This is a genomic window from Naumannella halotolerans (assembly GCF_004364645.1).
GTDB classification, from domain to species: domain Bacteria; phylum Actinomycetota; class Actinomycetes; order Propionibacteriales; family Propionibacteriaceae; genus Naumannella; species Naumannella halotolerans.
Genome location: NZ_SOAW01000001.1, coordinates 692,582 through 709,795 on the forward strand (window position 1 = coordinate 692,582; position 17,214 = coordinate 709,795).

General features: G+C 67.5%; 21 protein-coding genes and 1 tRNA gene. 18 read left to right on the forward strand and 4 right to left on the reverse strand.

The window, feature by feature from the left end:
- The first annotated feature begins 39 nt into the window (after positions 1–39).
- A complete protein-coding gene (locus tag CLV29_RS03275) occupies positions 40–747 on the forward strand; it encodes a PaaX family transcriptional regulator C-terminal domain-containing protein (protein ID WP_133753628.1) in 708 nt (235 codons plus the stop codon).
- 152 nt (positions 748–899) lie between these two features.
- Here CLV29_RS03275 and CLV29_RS03280 read toward each other — a convergent pair.
- Positions 900–984, reverse strand: a tRNA-Leu gene (locus tag CLV29_RS03280).
- A gap of 661 nt (positions 985–1,645) precedes the next feature.
- On the opposite strand from CLV29_RS03280, the gene CLV29_RS03285 reads away from it, so the two are divergent.
- Positions 1,646–2,152 carry a hypothetical protein gene (locus CLV29_RS03285; RefSeq protein WP_133753629.1) on the forward strand — a complete coding sequence of 169 codons (507 nt, stop codon included), beginning with the start codon at positions 1,646–1,648 and terminating at the stop codon, positions 2,150–2,152.
- Between the two features lie 62 nt (positions 2,153–2,214).
- On the forward strand, positions 2,215–2,415 hold the full coding sequence (locus CLV29_RS03290) for a DUF5703 family protein (protein ID WP_133753630.1): 201 nt from the start codon (positions 2,215–2,217) through the stop codon (positions 2,413–2,415).
- Between the two features lie 195 nt (positions 2,416–2,610).
- On the opposite strand, the gene CLV29_RS03295 is transcribed toward CLV29_RS03290, so the two are convergent.
- Positions 2,611–3,576, reverse strand: coding sequence for an aldo/keto reductase (locus CLV29_RS03295; protein WP_133753631.1), 966 nt, complete (start codon positions 3,574–3,576; stop codon positions 2,611–2,613).
- Between the two features lie 99 nt (positions 3,577–3,675).
- Here CLV29_RS03295 and CLV29_RS03300 point away from each other — a divergent pair, with 99 nt between their 5' ends.
- Positions 3,676–4,731, forward strand: coding sequence for an LLM class F420-dependent oxidoreductase (locus CLV29_RS03300; protein ID WP_133753632.1), 1,056 nt, complete (start codon positions 3,676–3,678; stop codon positions 4,729–4,731).
- A gap of 21 nt (positions 4,732–4,752) precedes the next feature.
- Here CLV29_RS03300 and CLV29_RS03305 read toward each other — a convergent pair whose 3' ends face one another.
- Entirely contained in the window at positions 4,753–5,580 is an 828-nt protein-coding gene (locus tag CLV29_RS03305; RefSeq protein ID WP_133753633.1) for an undecaprenyl-diphosphate phosphatase, read from the reverse strand.
- A 312-nt stretch (positions 5,581–5,892) separates the two neighbouring features.
- On the opposite strand from CLV29_RS03305, the gene CLV29_RS03310 reads away from it, so the two are divergent.
- The 8 genes from CLV29_RS03310 to CLV29_RS03345 all read left to right on the forward strand — a co-directional run bounded on the left by CLV29_RS03310 (position 5,893) and on the right by CLV29_RS03345 (position 11,678).
- A complete protein-coding gene (locus tag CLV29_RS03310; protein ID WP_133753634.1) occupies positions 5,893–6,411 on the forward strand; it encodes a flavin reductase family protein in 519 nt (172 codons plus the stop codon).
- A 9-nt stretch (positions 6,412–6,420) separates the two neighbouring features.
- Complete coding sequence (locus CLV29_RS03315) at positions 6,421–7,173, forward strand: MSMEG_4193 family putative phosphomutase (protein WP_133753635.1); 753 nt, start codon at positions 6,421–6,423, stop codon at positions 7,171–7,173.
- Positions 7,174–7,183: 10 nt separating this feature from the next.
- A complete protein-coding gene (locus CLV29_RS03320; protein WP_133753636.1) occupies positions 7,184–7,762 on the forward strand; it encodes a DUF3090 domain-containing protein in 579 nt (192 codons plus the stop codon).
- A gap of 28 nt (positions 7,763–7,790) precedes the next feature.
- On the forward strand, positions 7,791–8,576 hold the full coding sequence (locus CLV29_RS03325) for an SCO1664 family protein (protein ID WP_133753637.1): 786 nt from the start codon (positions 7,791–7,793) through the stop codon (positions 8,574–8,576).
- 124 nt (positions 8,577–8,700) lie between these two features.
- On the forward strand, positions 8,701–9,939 hold the full coding sequence (gene mshC / locus CLV29_RS03330; RefSeq protein ID WP_133753638.1) for a cysteine--1-D-myo-inosityl 2-amino-2-deoxy-alpha-D-glucopyranoside ligase: 1,239 nt from the start codon (positions 8,701–8,703) through the stop codon (positions 9,937–9,939).
- A 19-nt stretch (positions 9,940–9,958) separates the two neighbouring features.
- Complete coding sequence (locus tag CLV29_RS03335; protein ID WP_133753639.1) at positions 9,959–10,267, forward strand: phosphoribosyl-ATP diphosphatase; 309 nt, start codon at positions 9,959–9,961, stop codon at positions 10,265–10,267.
- Between the two features lie 77 nt (positions 10,268–10,344).
- Positions 10,345–11,232: an ATP phosphoribosyltransferase gene (gene hisG, locus CLV29_RS03340; RefSeq protein ID WP_133754994.1), complete on the forward strand. Its 888-nt coding sequence runs from the start codon at positions 10,345–10,347 to the stop codon at positions 11,230–11,232.
- 8 nt (positions 11,233–11,240) lie between these two features.
- On the forward strand, positions 11,241–11,678 hold the full coding sequence (locus tag CLV29_RS03345; RefSeq protein ID WP_166649114.1) for a PH domain-containing protein: 438 nt from the start codon (positions 11,241–11,243) through the stop codon (positions 11,676–11,678).
- A 29-nt stretch (positions 11,679–11,707) separates the two neighbouring features.
- Here the strand turns inward: CLV29_RS03345 and CLV29_RS03350 are convergent, their stop codons facing one another.
- Positions 11,708–12,955: an SLC13 family permease gene (locus CLV29_RS03350; RefSeq protein WP_133753641.1), complete on the reverse strand. Its 1,248-nt coding sequence runs from the start codon at positions 12,953–12,955 to the stop codon at positions 11,708–11,710.
- 153 nt (positions 12,956–13,108) lie between these two features.
- On the opposite strand from CLV29_RS03350, the gene CLV29_RS03355 reads away from it, so the two are divergent.
- The 6 genes from CLV29_RS03355 to CLV29_RS03380 all read left to right on the forward strand — a co-directional run bounded on the left by CLV29_RS03355 (position 13,109) and on the right by CLV29_RS03380 (position 16,718).
- Complete coding sequence (locus tag CLV29_RS03355; RefSeq protein WP_133753642.1) at positions 13,109–13,585, forward strand: hypothetical protein; 477 nt, start codon at positions 13,109–13,111, stop codon at positions 13,583–13,585.
- Positions 13,582–14,073 (forward strand): SseB family protein, encoded by a 492-nt coding sequence (locus CLV29_RS03360; RefSeq protein WP_133753643.1) that lies wholly within the window; start codon positions 13,582–13,584, stop codon positions 14,071–14,073. The genes CLV29_RS03355 and CLV29_RS03360 overlap by 4 nt, the downstream gene beginning before the upstream one ends.
- A gap of 318 nt (positions 14,074–14,391) precedes the next feature.
- Positions 14,392–15,063 (forward strand): translation initiation factor IF-3, encoded by a 672-nt coding sequence (gene infC, locus CLV29_RS03365; RefSeq protein WP_279586476.1) that lies wholly within the window; start codon positions 14,392–14,394, stop codon positions 15,061–15,063.
- A 145-nt stretch (positions 15,064–15,208) separates the two neighbouring features.
- Positions 15,209–15,403, forward strand: coding sequence for a 50S ribosomal protein L35 (gene rpmI, locus CLV29_RS03370; RefSeq protein WP_133753645.1), 195 nt, complete (start codon positions 15,209–15,211; stop codon positions 15,401–15,403).
- A gap of 129 nt (positions 15,404–15,532) precedes the next feature.
- Complete coding sequence (rplT, locus tag CLV29_RS03375; protein ID WP_133753646.1) at positions 15,533–15,901, forward strand: 50S ribosomal protein L20; 369 nt, start codon at positions 15,533–15,535, stop codon at positions 15,899–15,901.
- Positions 15,894–16,718, forward strand: coding sequence for a TrmH family RNA methyltransferase (locus CLV29_RS03380; RefSeq protein WP_133753647.1), 825 nt, complete (start codon positions 15,894–15,896; stop codon positions 16,716–16,718). The genes rplT and CLV29_RS03380 overlap by 8 nt, the downstream gene beginning before the upstream one ends.
- The last annotated feature ends 496 nt before the right edge of the window (positions 16,719–17,214 follow it).

Below are 17,214 nucleotides of genomic sequence, written 5' to 3' on the forward strand. Positions count from 1 at the left end.
ACGGATGTGTACACAAACGTAACCTGAGAAGATGATGACATGCAGGACCTGCTCCGCCCGCTCTCGGCCCGTTCGGTGGTCCTGAGCCTGTTGCTCGGGGCTCATCCGGATCCACTGCCACCGGCATCGTTCGCCCGGGTGGCCGAGCGGTTCGGTCTGTCGGGAGTGTCGATCCGGGTGGCGCTGACCCGGGCGGTCGCCGCCGGGGATGTCGTGCGTACCGAGGAGGGTTACCTGCCGGCACCGTCGCTGCTCGAGCGGCACATCGAACTGCTGGCGACCGAACAGGTGGGGGTGTGGGACCACGCCTGGGAGCTGGTCTCGGTGGTCACCACCGGTAGACCGAGTGCGGAACGCTCGCAGCTGCGTACCGAGTTGCGTCATGCGCGGCTGGCCGAACTCCGGGAGGGCTTCTGGCTCCGGCCGGCGAACCTGCATCGACCGGTCCCGGCACGGACCGAGCTGGAGCATTTCCGAGGCCGGCCGGCGAGTGATCCGTGCGTGCTCGTGAACAGATTGTGGGATCTCGAGGCGTGGCAGCGGCAGGGGAGCGGACTGCTGGAGCGGGTCCGGGCCGAACAGGAGCCGATGGCGCAACTGACAGTGGCGGCCGCACTGGCACGCCATCTGGGCACCGACCCGATGCTGCCGGCGGAGTTGCTGCCCGCGACCTGGGTGGGCCCTCGCCTGCGGGAGGGATACGACGACTACACCCGGGCGCTGCGTGGCGTACTGGCAGTCGGGTGAGTGGCGAGATCAACTCGCCATGACCGCTGCGGGGCTACTGTCGCGGCATGTCCAAGAGTGGAGCGGGCCTTGGCCCATGAAACGGCCCATGAAATGGAAATCCGCCTCTGACATCAGGTCGTTCGACCTGGTCAGAGACGGTTTCGTCGTTGTGTCCGAGGGGGGACTTGAACCCCCACGCCCTAAATCGGGCACTAGCACCTCAAGCTAGCGCGTCTACCATTCCGCCACCCGGACCGGGATCTCGGCGGCCAGCGCCGAAGCGGGAGCCAGCATAGCAAGCAGATGCCCCAGGCGCACTTCGTGCAGAAACCCGGGTAGACCGGGTCGGATCGGACGTCTGCAGAGCCCCCGTCGTCGGTGCCGGTCGCCGCAGACGCGCTCGATCGCGCATACGCCGGAGATGGAGACGGTTTCCCGACCCCGGCACCATCGACCCCAGCATCATCGACGAGACCGACTAGTTGACCGTCGGGGACTCCGAGCCCTGATGGATCGACGAGCGCTGCTTCTCCGGGGGTCTTCCTCAACGGGTTCATCGTCGACGTCTTCCTCGCCGTCGACTGAGTCGTCACCTGATCCGTCGAGCTCGGCGAGCCCGGGTGGCGAACTTCGCAGGAACAACAAAGATCGGGTTGCTCTCGGACTCAGGAAGCAGGCTGCATGGGTCGGTAAGAATCCTCCGGCGACGTTCAAGCTTGGGTTTGTGATCCATCTCCCCCTCACGGTATCGGGGTGAGTTTGTACCGCCGCTATGGCGCGGAAGGCGTCTCTGATGCACAGCTCGCTGCCGGGATCCGGGAGAATCTGACCCACCCCGACTGGAGCGACGTTGACCGCAATACGAGCAAAGTGAGGCCGTGGAATGACTTGGCGTAGGGCAGTTGCGGCTTCGAGCGTGGCACTTCTTGTCAGTGGCGTGATACTGACGGTATTGCCGCGGGGTTCTCCCCGTGGGGTTCCGACCGAGCAGGTGCTCGATCAGCTGATCAGTCAGGACCCGGACTATGACGGTATCCGTCGCTCAGAGCCCGGGTACAGGCAGTACTCGTCACGCCAGGAGGGTGTGATGAATATAGGTTTTCATGGGCCTTACAAAAATCCGATCCAGACCTGGAGTGCACTCCAAGCGATTGCCAGCGAGGGCCCGAACGGACCAGAGGTGAGCGAGTTCTCTGTCGTGAATGGTGTCGCTGGGTCAAGGGTCATCGGAGAATTTTGCAAGGACGGCCAGTGCGACACGTGGTTGATCTACAGCTCATTCGATGACGTGGTGTTTGATACCAACTACGTGACCTCCCCTGAACGGACATCGGCGGATGAGGCGGCGCAGCGGGTATGTGCTACGTGGCGGGCGTTGGAGCTGGTGCAGGAGTGTGACGATCTGGAGTTCGTGCCGAAGTAGGTCTTCCCTGTCAGGGAGCGAGAATCCACCCGGTCGGGGAAGGTGCTGAGTAGCCTGACCCCATGGAGGGCACAACCATCGAGTACGAGGTGCAGCGAGTCCGCCTCGATCGAACCCTGTCCCGCCGCGCGGTCAGCCGACTGTTGATCGACGAGGCCGAGTACAAGGGTTGGGAACTGCACCGGCTGCGTCGCTACCGTGACGGCACCAGGGATGCCTGGATGCGCCGCAAGATCATCAAGGCACGACGCACGATGCCATGAGCAGTCACGACTGCCGAAGCTCTGAACTGCCGAAGCTCTGAACTGCCGAAGCACTGAACTGCCGAAGCACTGACCCGTCACGACCGACTGGCGGGCCGGGTTTTTCCCGGTACGCCGCCTCGCGTTGCGGAGCCCACAGGGGGCGCCTCCCAACCGGCGCCCGATGGCACCGGTGCACCAGCGCCCCCCGATCGATCAGGGGCGTCCCTGCACCGGCCCGCCGGAGACGTCGTCCAGGGCGGCGGTGATCTCCGGCGGCAGGGTCAACTCCTCGGTCTGCAGACAGCAGGTCAACTGTTCGACCGTGCGCGCCCCGAGCAAGGGGGCGGTCACCCCCGGTGAGTCCCGGGTCCACAACAACGCCACCTGCGCTGGCTGCAGTTCCATTCCCTCGGCCGCCCGGGCGACCGCCTCCACCACACCGCGATAGCGATTGTCCAGGTACGGTTCGACGAACCAGGAGAAATGATCACTGGCGCCCCGCGAATCCCGCGGGGTCCCGTGCCGGTACTTGCCGCTCAGCACGCCCCGGCCCAACGGCGACCAGGGGAAGAACCCGGCACCCAGGCCGCGGACGGCCGGCAGTACCTCCATCTCAGCCCGCCGGGCCAGCAACGAGTACTCGACCTGCGCACTGGCCAGCGGGGTGCGTTGCGGGATCGCGCGTTGCCAGGCGGAGGCATAGGCGGTCTGCCAGCCGACGAAGTTCGAGACCCCGATGTAACGGACCCGGCCGGAGCTGACCGCGTAGTCCATCGCGGCCAGGGTCTCCTCGATCGGTGCATCACCCCAGGCGTGCACCTGCCACAGGTCGATCCAGTCCGTACCCAGTCGCTCCAGGGACTGGTCCAGGTCCCGCAACATGGCGGTACGGGAGGTGTCCACCACCCGGTGACCGTCACGCACCCCGAATCCGGCCTTGGTGGCGATGATCATGTCGTCGCGCGGTACCACCGAGTCGAGCAGCGTGCCCAGCAGCTGCTCGGCACCGCCACGGCCATAGGCGGCCGCGGTGTCGATCAGGGTGCCACCGGCACGGTGGAAGGTGAGCAACAGATCACGGGCGTCGGCTGCGGAGATGTTGCTGCCGCCCCATCCCATCGTGCCCAGACCGAGCCTGGAGACCTGCAGACCGGTGTGGCCGACGTGACGACGGATCATGGAGATGACCATACAATCGGCACCCGGAGAGCGCGCCAATCGGCGACTCCCGGCACGGTCGTGATCGACCGGCACCTGCTCGACCGACCGGAGGATCCAATGAAGTTGTCCGTCGCCATCGGCTACATGACCGCCCGCGACCGGCCGGCCGATGCCGCCACGCTGACCCAGCACGCCGAGGCCCTGGGATTCGACACGGTCTGGGCCTCCGAGGCCTACGGCTCGGACGCGGTCAGTGTGCTCGGTTATCTCGCCGGACGGACCGAGAAGATCAACATCGGTTCGGCGGTGCTGCAGATCCCCGGTCGTACGCCGGCGATGACGGCCATGACCGCGAGTGGCCTGGATGCGGTCAGCGACGGCCGATTCCGGCTCGGGTTGGGGGTGTCCGGTCCGCAGGTGGTGGAGGGATGGCACGGCCAGCCGTTCGCCAAACCGCTCGCGCGTACCCGCGAGTACGTCGGCCTGGTACGCCAGGCGCTGTCGGGTGAGATCGTCCGCAGCGACGGCCCGCACTATCCGCTGCCGTTGCCCGGAGGTGCCGGGAAGCCGTTGAAGCTGATGGCCCGTCCGGTCGCCGATCGGGTGCCGATCTATCTGGCCGCGGTCGGTCCGAAGAACCTCGAACTCACCGGTGAGATCGCCGACGGCTGGCAGGGACTGTTCTATGCCCCGGACCAGTCGGCGGAGACCACCGAGGCGCTGGCCCGCGGACGGGAGAAGTCAGGGCGCAGTGCCGATGATTTCGATGCCATGGTGTCGGTCGGTCTCGCCGCCGGTGACGACCTGACCACCTGTGCCGACGCCCTGCGCCCCTGGGTGGCGCTCTACATCGGCGGCATGGGCAGCCGGAAGCACAACTTCTACAACGCCCTGGCGGTCCGCATGGGTTATGCCGACGAGGCTGCCGAGATCCAGGACCTCTATCTCGCCGGCGATCAGCGGGCGGCTGCCAGGGCCGTACCGTCGGAGCTGATCGAGCGGGTCTCCCTGCTCGGCGACCAGACACGGCTACGGGATCAGCTGACCGCCTTCGCCGACAGCGGGATCACTCAGGTCGCGGTGATGCCGCAGGCCCGGAGCCTGCCGGCCAAGCTGGAGCAGCTGGACGCGATCGCCGCAGCACATGCCGAGACGAGCGCGCCGGGGGTCTGAGTCCGGGGTCTGAGTCCGGGCTCAGGCGCTGGTGTAGGGCGGCAGCAGTCCGGCCAGCAGCAGGATCGCCAGGCCGGCTGCCAGCACCACCCGGTAGATCACGAACGGCAGGAAGCTGTTGTGCGAGATGTAGCGCATCAGCCAATGGGTGACGGCCAGCCCGATCACGAAGGCGATCACCGTGGCGACCAGGATCATCGTCCAGTTCGGGTCGGGTTCCTCGGCGATGTTGGTGAGGCTGTAGAAACCGGATCCGAAGACCGCCGGGATCGCCAGCAGGAACGAGTACTCGGCGGCGTCCTTGCGCTTGTAGCCCATGAACAGGCCGGCGGTGATCGTGCCGCCGGAGCGGGAGACCCCGGGCACCAGCGCACATGCCTGGGCGAGTCCGAAGATGATGCCGTCGCGCCAGCCGATGTCATCCAGGGTCTTGGTGCCGGAGCTGAACCTGTCGCCGATGCCGATCAGCACACCGACGCCGGCAAGCATCGCGATCGTCACCCACAGGTTGCGGAACGGGCCCTCGATCAGCGGTTCCAGCACCAACCCCAGCACCACGATCGGGATCGAACCGACGATCACCAGCCAGCCCAGACGAACATCGGGGTCGGCCTGCGGGATCTTGCCGAACAGCGCCAGACACCACCGGCTGAGGATCCGCCAGATCTTCTTCCGGAAGTAGACGACCACGGCGGTCTCGGTGCCGATCTGCATGATCGCGGTGAAGGCGGCGCCCGGGTCGGCGCCGAAGACCTGACCGACGATCGAGACATGGGCACTGGAGGAGACCGGGAGGAACTCGGTGAGTCCCTGGACGATGCCCAGAATGATCGCTTCCAGCCAACTCATGGGTTCCCTCTCGGCGCGTCGACGATCCCGACCGCGGTGTTGCGTCCTGTTCGTACCGGCCCGCTCGGCTCCCGGTGTGGGCGAGCGAGCCCCGGCAACCATAGACGCGATCCCGGGGTACCCGCAGCATTCGCGCCTCGGTCCGCGGTCGTCGGTGGTTCGGACCGTGGTCCCCGCCGACGTCGAGCAGGTGGGCCGCGCCCTCGGTCCCGTGCCTTCGGGCCTCACCCTGGGGTATCAGCGGTCGGCGCCTCCCCGAAGGTACGAGCGGTCGCCGCGTCCCCCACCTGCCGGGACCGGCAAGATGGACCCGTGAGCATTCATCCCGAGCATCCCTTCGCCACCCCGGAGGGACTTCGCGACCCGATCCGGCGACTCCGTGGACGATTGGCCCAGCCGGTCAGCATCTGGTCGGTCGGTGAGCTCGGGGCCAGGCCGGAGGGATGGACCATCTCCTCAATGCTGGTCGCCGAGGGTGACCCGCCGGAGGTGATCGGCCTGCTGGACCCCGATTCGGACCTGGCCGACCTGCTCGGTGACGCCGATTCCGAGGTACGGGTGTGTGTCACTCTGCTCGCCGAGCCACAGGCGACCGTCGCCGAGGTCTTCGCCCGCCTCGCGCCTTCGCCCGGCGGCCCCTTCCGTACCGGCGACTGGACCGATTCACCCCACGGGCCACGGTTGGACGGGGCGGCCGGCTGGTTGGGTGTGCGGCTGCGGCGCGATGCGGTCACGGCCGGTTGGTCCCTGCTGCTGCGGGGAACGGTGGAAAGCGCCGAACTGGGCCCGGGGGTACCGCTGTTCCACCTGCGGGGTGCCTATCGGAGCTAGGGTGAGGCCATGACCACGGTGTTGCTGGTACGACATGGACGTTCCACCGCCAACACCGCTCGGGTGTTGGCCGGGCGCAGTCCCGGGGTGCATCTGGATGATCATGGACGGGCCCAGGCAGAAGCGCTCGGTGAGGCCCTGATCGGCATCGACCTGGCCGCAGCGGTCAGCTCGCCGATGGAGCGTTGCCGGGAGACCACCGAGTTGCTGTTGCGCGGCCGCGACGTCGAGCTGAGCATCGATGAGGACCTGACCGAATGCGACTACGGGCAGTGGACGAACCGGCTGCTGTCGGAGTTGAGCGGGGAACCGCTGTGGAAACGGGTGCAGTCGGCACCCTCGTCGGTCACCTTCCCCGAGGGGGAGGCGATGCAGGCCATGGCGGCGCGTGGGGTGCAGGCACTGCGGCGCCACGACCGGCGGATCGCCGCCGCCCACGGTGACCATGCGATCTGGCTGGCGGTCAGCCACGGTGACGTGATCAAGGCGATCCTGGCCGACGCGCTTGGGATGCATCTGGACCACTTCCAACGGATCTCGGTCGCACCGGCCGCGCTGTCGATCCTGGCGATCAACGACGGCAGCCTGCGAGTGCTGACCCTGAATGCCGGTACCGACCTGGCAGCCCTCGTACCCCGGGCGCCGGTCACCGAGGGAACACCCGGTGGCGATGTCGGTGCGGAAGCCGCCGGCGACACCCGGGCCCAGCCGTCGAGTTCACCGGCAGCGCAATCGGCCGATGCGGATCGGCCCCGGGCCTAGACTGGAACCCATGTCGATAGTCGAGCACCGTTACGACTCGCCCGACCGGTTCGTCGTCGGCACCGTCGGGGAGCCCGGTGACCGGGCGTTCTTCCTGCAGGCACGCCAGGGCAACCGGATCACCTCGGTCGGTTGCGAGAAGCAGCAGGTCTCGGTGCTGGCCGAGCACTTGAACCGGATCCTGGACGAGATCGTCAGCGCGCGGGCACCGATCCCCGCCGCCTACAGCCAACCCCGCGACACCCAGCCGCTCGATGCCCCGATCGACGAGGAATTCAAGGTCGGCACCATGACACTGGCCTGGGACCCCGAACAGCTGCGGGTGGTGATCGAGATGTTCCCGCAGTCCGACGAGACCGAGATGCCCGAACCGGATGCGCCCGCCGACGAGGTCTCGGCCGCCGAGGCCGCCCGGGCCAGTGAGGTCTTCGTCGTCCGGATCACCCCGGACGAGTGCCGCGAGTTCGCCGCCCGGGCCGAGGCGGTCGTCTCCGCCGGACGGCCGGCCTGCCCGTTCTGCGCTCAGCCGGTGGATCCCGAGGGGCACATCTGCCCACGCGCCAACGGCTACCGGCGCCCCCTGTTCTGATGCCGGCCGATCCGCTGGACCGTTCCTGATGGAGTTCTCGGGCGGGGACCCCGATCTGGTCCTGGATCCCGACTTCGACGGTGACTGGGACCTCAAGGGACGGCTCAGTGGCGCCTCCAATGCCACCTTCCTCGCCCAGGTGGGGGAGCGTCTGGGCGTCTACAAACCGGTACGCGGTGAGCGACCGCTGGGCGATTTCCCCGACGGCACCCTGGCCTGCCGGGAGGTGGCGGCCTACCGACTGTCGGCGGCGGCGGGCTACGACCTGGTCCCGGCCACGGTCCTGATCGACGGTCCGTTCGGCACCGGATCGCTGCAGGCCTGGGTCGACCCGGCCGAGGAGGATCCGGTGCAGGTGGTCGGTGACGGCGACGACCTGAGGGATCGGATCCCGGTGATCGAGGCCTACGGTCGTTTCGACGAACCGCTGTGGGTGGTCCACGACAACTCCGACCGGCTGCGGGAGCTGGCGCTGTTCGACCTGGTGGCCAACAATGCCGACCGCAAGGGCGGCCATGTGCTGGCCCAGGCCCGGCCGGACGGCCCGACCCGGATCTTCGGCATCGACCACGGCATCTGCTTCCACGCACTGGACAAGGTACGTACCGTGCTCTGGGGATTCGCCGAGGAGAAGTTCAGCGATCATCACCGTGAGCTGTTGCAGCGCAGCGGCGAGGTCGCCGGTGAGTTGTCCGAACTGCTCAGCATCACCGAGGTGATCGCCATCGAGCAGCGGGTGGAGAACCTGCTACGGCTGGGCAGATTCCCCGAACCGGTCGAGGATCGCTACCCGTTCCCCTGGCCGCCGCTGTGAGCCCGCGGCGCCCAGCGCGGTACGCCGACGGCCCTACCCGGGTGCCGACCGGTGAGGCTGCACGGTCGGGTGCCCGGCGTGGACCGTTAACGCCTTCGGCGACAACTGCCCTAGCATCGCGACCATGCAGGCGTGGCCCCATCCAGCGATCCCCTCGTTGTTGCCCGATCCGACGGCAGGGCCGGTCCGGATCTTCGACTCCCTCACCGATCAGGTGACCGAGGTCGGACCCAGCAGCGGTACAGCCCGGCTCTACGTCTGCGGGATCACTCCCTACGACGCCACCCATCTGGGTCACGCCGCGACCTATGTCGCCTTCGACCTGTTGCAACGGCAGTGGCGCGATGTCGGGCTGAACGTCAACTACGTGCAGAACATCACCGACGTCGACGACCCGCTGCTGGAGCGCGCCCGGGCGACGGGGGAGGACTGGCAGGAGCTGGCCGCCCGGGAGGTGCAGCTGTTCCGTACCGACATGGCGGCGCTGAACGTCATCCCGCCCGCCGATTACGTCGGTGTGGTCGAGGCGATCCCGCTGATCACCGAGTTGTTGGCGACCTACGGCGAGGACGCGATCTACCAGCTCGACGACGAGTACCCCGACTGGTACTTCCGGGCCGACCGGGCACCGCACCTGGGCGAGTTGTCCAAACTCGGCCCCGAGGAGTCGCTGCGACTGTTCGGAGAGCGTGGCGGTGATCCCGACCGGGCCGGCAAACAGAACCCGCTCGACTGGCTGGTCTGGCGTGCGGCCCGGCCGGACGAACCCGCCTGGGATTCCCCACTGGGACCGGGCCGGCCCGGATGGCACATCGAGTGCACCGCCATCGCGAATCGCTTCCTGGGACAGACCTTCGACGTCGAGGGCGGTGGATCGGATCTGATCTTCCCGCATCACGAGATGTCGGCCGCCGAGGCCGAGGTGGCCTTCGGTGTCCCCTTCGCGAAGGTCTATGCCCACGCCGGGATGGTCGGGTACGAGGGCGAGAAGATGAGCAAGTCGCTGGGCAATCTGGTGCTGGTCAGCAAGCTGCGGGAGGCCGGTGAGGATCCGATGGCGGTACGACTGGTACTGCTCTCCCACCACTGGCACGAGGACTGGAGCTACGACGACGCCCAGCTGCAGGCCGCGACCGAGCGGCTGACCCGCTGGCGGGAGGCCGCCGGCCGGGAGACCGTACCGGAGGTGAGCTCGGTGATCGCCGCGGTCCGCACCGCGATGCGGGACAACCTGGACAGCCCCAGCGCCCTGGCGGCGATCGACGAGTGGGCGGCGAGCGACGGTGAGGAACCCGGTGCCGGTGCCGCCGATCTGGTCGACGCCATCGATGCGCTGCTCGGCGTCCGCCTGGGCAACCGGTGAGCCGGTCTCATCCGACCCGATGACCATCGGTGCCGATGGGCACCAGACACAGGAGGAACCCGTGGCCAAGGACTTCGCCGCGCTCTACGCCGAGCTGGTCGACAAGGCCCGTACCCGTCCCGAAGGCTCGGGTACGGTCGCCCGTCTGGACGCCGGTGCGCACGAGATCGGCAAGAAGATCGTGGAGGAGGCGGCCGAGGTCTGGATGGCCGCCGAACACGAGGGCCGGGAGCGGGCAGCCGAGGAGATCAGCCAGTTGATCTACCACCTGCAGGTGATGATGCTGGCGCTCGACCTGGAACCGAAGGACATCTGGGAGCACCTGTGATCGATCGGATCGAGCGGGCCCGGGGCCTGCTGAACGCCGACCGGGAGGCTGTGGTCGAGGCAGTAGGCTCTTCGCCCGTGGACAACGCGCAGACGAACCCGCAGACCGATCGGCCCCGATTCCTCAAGGTGGCGGTGCCGAACAAGGGATCGTTGTCCGATGCCGCGATCCAGATGTTGCGGGAGGCGGGCTATCGCCAGCGGACCGACTCCAAGGAACTGACCCTCAGCGATCCGGCGACCCGTACCGAGTTCTACTACCTGCGGCCCCGCGACATCGCCGTCTATGTCGGCGAGGGGATCCTCGATGTCGGGATCACCGGCCGCGACATGTTGTTGGATTCGGCAGCCGAGGCCGATGAGGTGAAGGCGCTCGGATTCGGTGGCACCCGGTTCCGCTTCGCCGCACCGGCCGGACAGGACTGGACGATCGAGCGGCTCGACGGGGCGCGGATCGCCACCTCCTACCCGGGTCTGGTCGATGCCTGGCTGGCCGACCGTGGCGTGAAGGCACGCCTGATCAAACTCGACGGCGCGGTGGAGTCGGCGATCCGGCTCGGCGTGGCCGATGCCGTCGCCGACGTGGTGGAGACCGGGACCACCTTGCAGCGGGCCGGTCTGGAACTGTTCGGTGACCCGATCCTGGAATCGGAATCGGTGCTGATCACCCGCCGGGGTGGTCCCGAGCCCGAGGGTTTCGGCCACTTCGCACGTCGCCTGGACGGTGTCCTGGTCGCGCGCAACTGGGTGATGATGGACTACGACATCGACACCGCCTATGTCGAGCAGGCCTCCGCGCTCACCCCCGGTTTCGAGTCGCCGACGGTCTCACCGTTGGCCCGCGAAGGCTGGGTGGCGGTACGGGTGATGGTGCCGCGGGCCGATGCGCAGTTGCTGATGGACCGGCTCTACGACTTGGGTGCCCGGGCCATCCTGGTTACCGACATCGCCGCCTGCCGGATCTGAGGTCATCCGTGCCTGTCGTGTACCGCTCCCGGGTCTCGATCCTCTGGGCGCTGATCGGTACGATCACTGTCACCGCGGCCGCGATCTTCGGCTGGCTGGTCCTGCCGGAGGTCAACCGGGTGGCGTTCACCGTGCCGCAGGCGCTGACCCTGCTGCTGATCATCCTGGCGCTGGATGCGATCATCCTGGGTCTGGCCTTCTCCAGCGTCCGGGCCGACAGAGAAGGTGTGACCATCCGCAACGGTCTGCGCAAGCGGCACTACCCGTGGTCGGAGATATCGGCGATCAGCTACCGCCGCTCCGATCCGTGGGCGCATCTGGTGCCGAAGTCGATCGGCGAGACCGAACGGACCCGCCGCCCGATGGTCGGCATCCAGCGGGTCGACGGCGACCGGGCCGTGTCGGCGGTGGCGACTCTGCGGCAGCTGCTGCGCGAGGCCGCCTGACCGTCGGCAGGTGAGCCCGTCCCGGCGGTTCAGGCGAGCACGGTCGGTACGGCGGTGATCAGCCAGGCCAGGCCCGGTCCGATCAGGCACATCAGTCCGGCGTAGATCAACATCTGGCGGTAGTAGCGCTCGCGTACCCGTTCATCGACATTGGCCAGCAGCATCGCACCATTGGTGGAGAAGGGACTGATGTCGACGATCGTGGCTGCGATCGCCAACGCCACCACGAAACCGATCACGTTCACCTCACCGGAGGCCAGGAAGGGTCCAGCGAGCGCGATCACGAGACCGATGATCCCCAGCGACGAGGCCAGCGCGGAGACGAGACCGGCGACGTAGAACAACAACAAGGCAGCCACCAACGGCACACCGAGACCGGCGATGCCGGCCGAGACCCAGTCGACCGTGCCTGCCTCCTGGAGCATCGTGATGTAACACAGGACACCGCAGATCAGCACCACCACCGGCCAGGAGACCTTCGACAGCGCAGCGCGTCCCTCCTTGGGTTTCCACGCAGCCAGCACGATCGCCACAGCCAGCGCCGTGACGCCGATGTCGGCCCCGAACCCGATCACCGCCACCGCCATCACCAGCAGACCGATCAGGGTCAGGATCTGGTAGCGGTCCAGTGGGGTCCGGGTCGGTCCCGACTCGGCAAGCGCGACATCCTCGGCGACCTGCGGGCCCGGGCGGTTCCGGAGCACCAGCCAGACCACCGCGGCGAAGACCAGGTTGAAGATCAGCGGGATCACGAACAGCGCCGCGGCCGAGGTCGCGAAGCCGTTGCTGGTCAGGTAGTCGTTGATGAAGATGCCGTACACGCTGATCGGCGAGAACGCACCGGCAAGGGCACCGTGGACCACCAACAGACCGGTCATGAAGGAGTTCAACCGGTTGCGCCGGGCGAAGCGCAATGCCAATGGCGCGACGATCGCCACGGCGAACAGCGCACCGGCGGCGATCAACGCTGCCGTCAGCCAGAAGAAGATCCACGGGGCCAGGCCGACGCGCCCGCGCAGGGCCCGCAGGCACCAACCGACGATCACATCGATCACACCGTTGTTCTGCGCGAACCCGAACAGATAGGTCAGGCCGACCAGGGCGACGAAGAGGTCGACGGGGAAGCCGGCCAGGGAGTCCTCGATGTCGAGTCCGAGACCGAACATGCCGAAGCGCGCCGCCGCAACGAATCCGAGCAATCCCATGTTCACACCCCGCCAGGTGGCGAGAACGAACATGGCGGCCAGGATGATGATGCTGACGACTTGCAAGGTCATGGGCTCTCCCGCCTCGGCGTTGGGGACCGGGTGAGCTAGCACCCCCACCGCGGCGCTGGCACTCCCGTCCCCCTTGCGGGCAGTCCCCGAACGTACCCGTAGGTCGTGTGGGTTCGGGCCGGGTCGGCTGCGGGGTGTGGCAGCCTTGACCGCATGGATCCTCAGGCGTACCTGCTGCCACTGTGTGTCGGTCTGACCCTGCTCGGGGTGTTCGCGACCATCCTCACCTGGCAGTTCAGCAAGCGACGCGGCAAGGTCGTCCAGGTGATCGGGCTGACCCTGCTGCCGGTAGGCCTCTACCTCAGCGGCCTGTTGCTGATCGTCTGGAACTTCGTCGCCGCCGTGGTCGGCTGGGTCACCTCGGTGGCCTTCACCCCGATGATCTGGGCCGGTGTCGGTTTCCTCGGCCTGGCGGTCCTGCTGTGGGTGATCGGTGGGATCCTGGTGGCCCGGCGCACCAACCGGGCGCTGAAGGCGACCTCACCGGCAGCCGCCGGACGCCCGGCCAAGGAAGCCACACCGAAGTCGGTCAGCGGGCCGGGACAGCAGGCGGCGCCGAAGGGGGCGGCCACCGGCGATCCCGAGATGGATGAGATCGAGGAACTGTTGCGCCGACGGGGGATCGAATGAGTCTCGGCGGGTACGACGAACGCTTCGCCGACGATTCCGGTGAGGCCGATGCCCAGGTACGGTCCCGGGTCGCGGCGGCCGCTGACGGTACGCCGGAGAACTACCTGACCGCAGTGGTCGCGCTGTGCGGCAGCCGGCTGCTGGTGCCGGTACTGGCCGGTGGGGACGACTCGCTGACCGCCGACCCCGAACGGGCCGGCGAGGTCTCGGCGGTGCTGTTGCAACGCCCCGACGGGGCACGTGCTCTGCCCGTCTTCACCGGTGTCGACTCCGCCCACGAGTGGCATCCGGCCGCCCGGCCGATTCCGGCGACCCTGGACCGGGTGGCGCAGACCGCCCGGGCCGAGGGCGCCGACACGGTGCTGATCGACATCGCCGGCCCGAGCCCGCTGACCATCGAGGGGGAGTTGTTGGCACAACTCGCCCAAGGGCACCGACTCGTCCGATTGCCCGACGGGTTCGGCTGGATCGCCACCGGGACGTCCTGACCGTCCCTCGTCCCGGCCGCCTACACCGTCGATGTGATATTCGGTGCCGAAGCGGCTATCATGGACGGCGTTCATCCAGCGGCGACAGTCGCTGGAGACAGATTCCGAACAAGTGGGGACCTGATCTCCCACCCGTACGGCGCCCATCGAGGCAGCTGTCGGGTCAGCAACGGATACGGTCCACCGTATCCGGATCAGGCCTTCGCTCGTGCGGAGGCCTTCTTGTTGTTCCCGGCCCCGTCGGCCGACGGCGAGTGGGCACACAGAAGGCCGCAGACACATCGTCCATGAGGAGGACACATCAGCAGCGAACCGCGCATCAACGACCGCATCCGCGTACCCGAGGTCCGACTGGTCGGACCTGGCGGTGAGCAGGTGGGGATCGTACGTATTGAAGACGCCCTCCGGCTCGCCCGGGAGGCCGATCTCGATCTCGTCGAGGTTGCCGCCATGGCCAGGCCGCCAGTGGCCCGGTTGATGGACTACGGCAAGTTCAAGTACGAGAGTGCGCAGAAAGATCGCAACAGCCGCCGGAACCAGACGAACACGGTCATCAAGGAGATGAAGCTCCGACCGAAGATCGACAACCATGACTACGAGACCAAGAAGGGTCACGTGGTCCGGTTCCTGAAAGCCGGCGACAAGGTCAAGATCACCATCATGTTCCGTGGCCGCGAGCAGTCGCGTCCCGAGCTCGGTTTCAACCTGTTGAAGCGACTGGCCGACGATGTCGAGGAGTTCGGTTTCGTCGAGGCCAGCCCGAAGCAGGACGGTCGGAACATGTTGATGGTTCTCGGGCCGCACCGCAAGAAGTCCGAGGCGAAGGCGGATGTCGACGCCGAGCGCGACGCCAAGGCAGCTGCGCGTACCTCGGATGCCGAGGCCGAACAGGCCGAGCGTCGAGAGATGGCCGCAGCCAGCGCCGCGGCACCGAAGAAAAAGAAGAAGAAGGGTCCGGCCGACAACATGGACCCTGATATCGACCTGTGAGAACGGGTATCGACTTGTGAGAGCAGGCATCGACCTGTCCATCATGGATCGATCCGAGCAATCGGAACCGATCTGACCACCAGTGCTGATCAGCCGATCGGCGCAAGGCCGGGACCACCGGTCGAGCAAGCTTGAGGAGGGGCCAATGCCCAAGATGAAGACGCACTCCGGTGCGAAGAAGCGGTTCCGGATCACCGGTTCGGGCAAGGTCATGCACCGCAAGGCCGGCAAGATGCACCTGAACGAGCACAAGCCCAGCACCCGCACCCGCCGTCTGGACGGCGATGCCGTGCTGACCAAGGGCGATGCGAAGACCGCCAAGAAGTTGCTCGGCAAGTGAGCCCCGTCCCGGCCACCCGGTCGGGTCCCGGACCTGCCAGCCAGGTCGCGCGCCCTCGCGGCGCACACCACCACCGTTTCGGTGCTCATCGGGTGTGAGCGAGCACCACATCGCAAGGAGAAGATCGACATGGCACGCGTCAAGCGTTCCGTCAACGCGCACAAGAAGCGCCGGGAAATTCTGGATCAGGCATCGGGCTACCGCGGTCAGCGTTCGCGTCTGTACCGCAAGGCCAAGGAGCAGATCCTCCACTCCAACGTCTACGCCTACCGGGACCGCCGGGCCAAGAAGGGCGACTTCCGCAAGCTGTGGATCCAGCGGATCAACGCTGCGGTTCGCGCCGAGGGACTGACCTACAACCGGTTCATCGCCGGTCTGAAGGCCGCCGAGGTCGAGGTCGACCGGAAGATCCTGGCCGATCTGGCCGTCACCGACCCGAAGGCGTTCTCCGCCCTGGTCGCGGTCGCCAAGGCCAACCAGCAGGTGTCTGCTGCCTGAGCGCGCGCGCTCCGACAACTCCTCCGGGCCGATCCGGGCTGCCAGCACTGGTCAGCTCCGGTCGGCCCGGAAGTTGTTGCAGCGCAAACAACGCCTGGCCCGTGGGCAGTTCCTGGTGGAGGGACCGCAGGCGGTACGCGAAGCACTGGCCGCCGGACTGGTCGACACGGTCTTCGTCACCGAGGCCGCCGCGCAGCGCCATCCCGAACTCGTGGTCGACGACAGTTACCTGCTCGCCGCCGAACAGTTGCAGACGCTGGCCGACACCGACAGCCCGCAGGGCATCGTGGCGATCGCCAGGGCCGACGAGGTGAGCCTGGACCGGGCACTGGGGGAGGCGCCGCAGTTGGTCGTCATCTGCGCCCAGATCCGCGATCCGGGCAATGCGGGTACGGTCATCCGCTGCGCCGACGCCTTCGGGGCCGACGCGGTCGTGCTGACCGAATCTTCGGTGGAGCTGACCAATCCGAAGGTCGTCCGGGCCAGTGTGGGCAGCCTCTTCCATCTGCCGATCGTCACCGGCATCGACCTGGCCCGGGCCGTCGACGCCTGCCGTACCCGTGGGATGCAGATCCTCGCCGCCGACGGCGGATCGGCCGACCGGCTGGACCTGCTGCAGGCCAGCGGTGAGCTCGCCGCCCCGACCGCCTGGATCCTCGGCAACGAGGCCTGGGGGTTGCGGGCCGAGGCCGCGGCCCTGGCCGACAGATCCGTCGGCATCCCGATCTGGGGCCGCGCCGAGAGCCTGAACCTCGCGACCGCGGCCTCGGTCTGTCTCTACCAGAGTGCGGCTGCCCAGCGAGCCGCTCACGACTGACCTCCTGCGCCGGGCCCCGCGGTCTGAACCGGGCCCCGCGGTTTGCGCCGGGCCCCCGCGGTCTGAGCCGACCTTCACGGGGGCGCGCCTTCACGGCGGCGGACTTCCACGGCGGCGGACCTCCTTCTCCCTCGTCCGTACCCCTCCGTCTCTGTTCCGCAGCATTTGCGCTCATCCGGGTCGGATGGGTGCGTTTGCTGCGGAACGGATGGGGCGTGTGGGCGTACCTGTGGTCGTTCTTCGTCCGTACCCCTTCGCGTCTGTTCCGCAGGATTTGCGCTCATCCGGGTCGAATGGGTGCGTTTGCTGCGGAACGGATGAGGCGCGCAGCGTCGTCGCCCTGATGGTGAACCCGGTCCTGTGCCGAACCTGTGGGTGACATAGCTGACACCACTCGATCCTTCGGTGCGGCCGATCCGACACCTACGGTCGGAGACCGGGCCTGCTCGCGCCGGATCGGTCGATTCCGGCGCCGTGCCCTTCCCTGAAGATCGAA

Excerpts from the sequence above, each read along its gene's own strand:
- CLV29_RS03320 (WP_133753636.1), top strand. The coding sequence starts at position 7,184 with ATGTCGATAGTCGAGCACCGTTACGACTCGCCCGACCGGTTCGTCGTC.
- CLV29_RS03275 (WP_133753628.1), top strand. The coding sequence starts at position 40 with ATGCAGGACCTGCTCCGCCCGCTCTCGGCCCGTTCGGTGGTCCTGAGC.
- rplT (WP_133753646.1), top strand. The coding sequence starts at position 15,533 with ATGGCACGCGTCAAGCGTTCCGTCAACGCGCACAAGAAGCGCCGGGAA.
- CLV29_RS03300 (WP_133753632.1), top strand. The coding sequence starts at position 3,676 with ATGAAGTTGTCCGTCGCCATCGGCTACATGACCGCCCGCGACCGGCCG.
- rpmI (WP_133753645.1), top strand. The coding sequence starts at position 15,209 with ATGCCCAAGATGAAGACGCACTCCGGTGCGAAGAAGCGGTTCCGGATC.
- mshC (WP_133753638.1), top strand. The coding sequence starts at position 8,701 with ATGCAGGCGTGGCCCCATCCAGCGATCCCCTCGTTGTTGCCCGATCCG.
- CLV29_RS03350 (WP_133753641.1), bottom strand. The coding sequence starts at position 12,955 with ATGACCTTGCAAGTCGTCAGCATCATCATCCTGGCCGCCATGTTCGTT.
- CLV29_RS03295 (WP_133753631.1), bottom strand. The coding sequence starts at position 3,576 with ATGATCCGTCGTCACGTCGGCCACACCGGTCTGCAGGTCTCCAGGCTC.
- CLV29_RS03315 (WP_133753635.1), top strand. The coding sequence starts at position 6,421 with ATGACCACGGTGTTGCTGGTACGACATGGACGTTCCACCGCCAACACC.
- CLV29_RS03335 (WP_133753639.1), top strand. The coding sequence starts at position 9,959 with ATGACCATCGGTGCCGATGGGCACCAGACACAGGAGGAACCCGTGGCC.
- CLV29_RS03290 (WP_133753630.1), top strand. The coding sequence starts at position 2,215 with ATGGAGGGCACAACCATCGAGTACGAGGTGCAGCGAGTCCGCCTCGAT.
- CLV29_RS03355 (WP_133753642.1), top strand. The coding sequence starts at position 13,109 with ATGGATCCTCAGGCGTACCTGCTGCCACTGTGTGTCGGTCTGACCCTG.
- CLV29_RS03325 (WP_133753637.1), top strand. The coding sequence starts at position 7,791 with ATGGAGTTCTCGGGCGGGGACCCCGATCTGGTCCTGGATCCCGACTTC.
- CLV29_RS03360 (WP_133753643.1), top strand. The coding sequence starts at position 13,582 with ATGAGTCTCGGCGGGTACGACGAACGCTTCGCCGACGATTCCGGTGAG.
- CLV29_RS03305 (WP_133753633.1), bottom strand. The coding sequence starts at position 5,580 with ATGAGTTGGCTGGAAGCGATCATTCTGGGCATCGTCCAGGGACTCACC.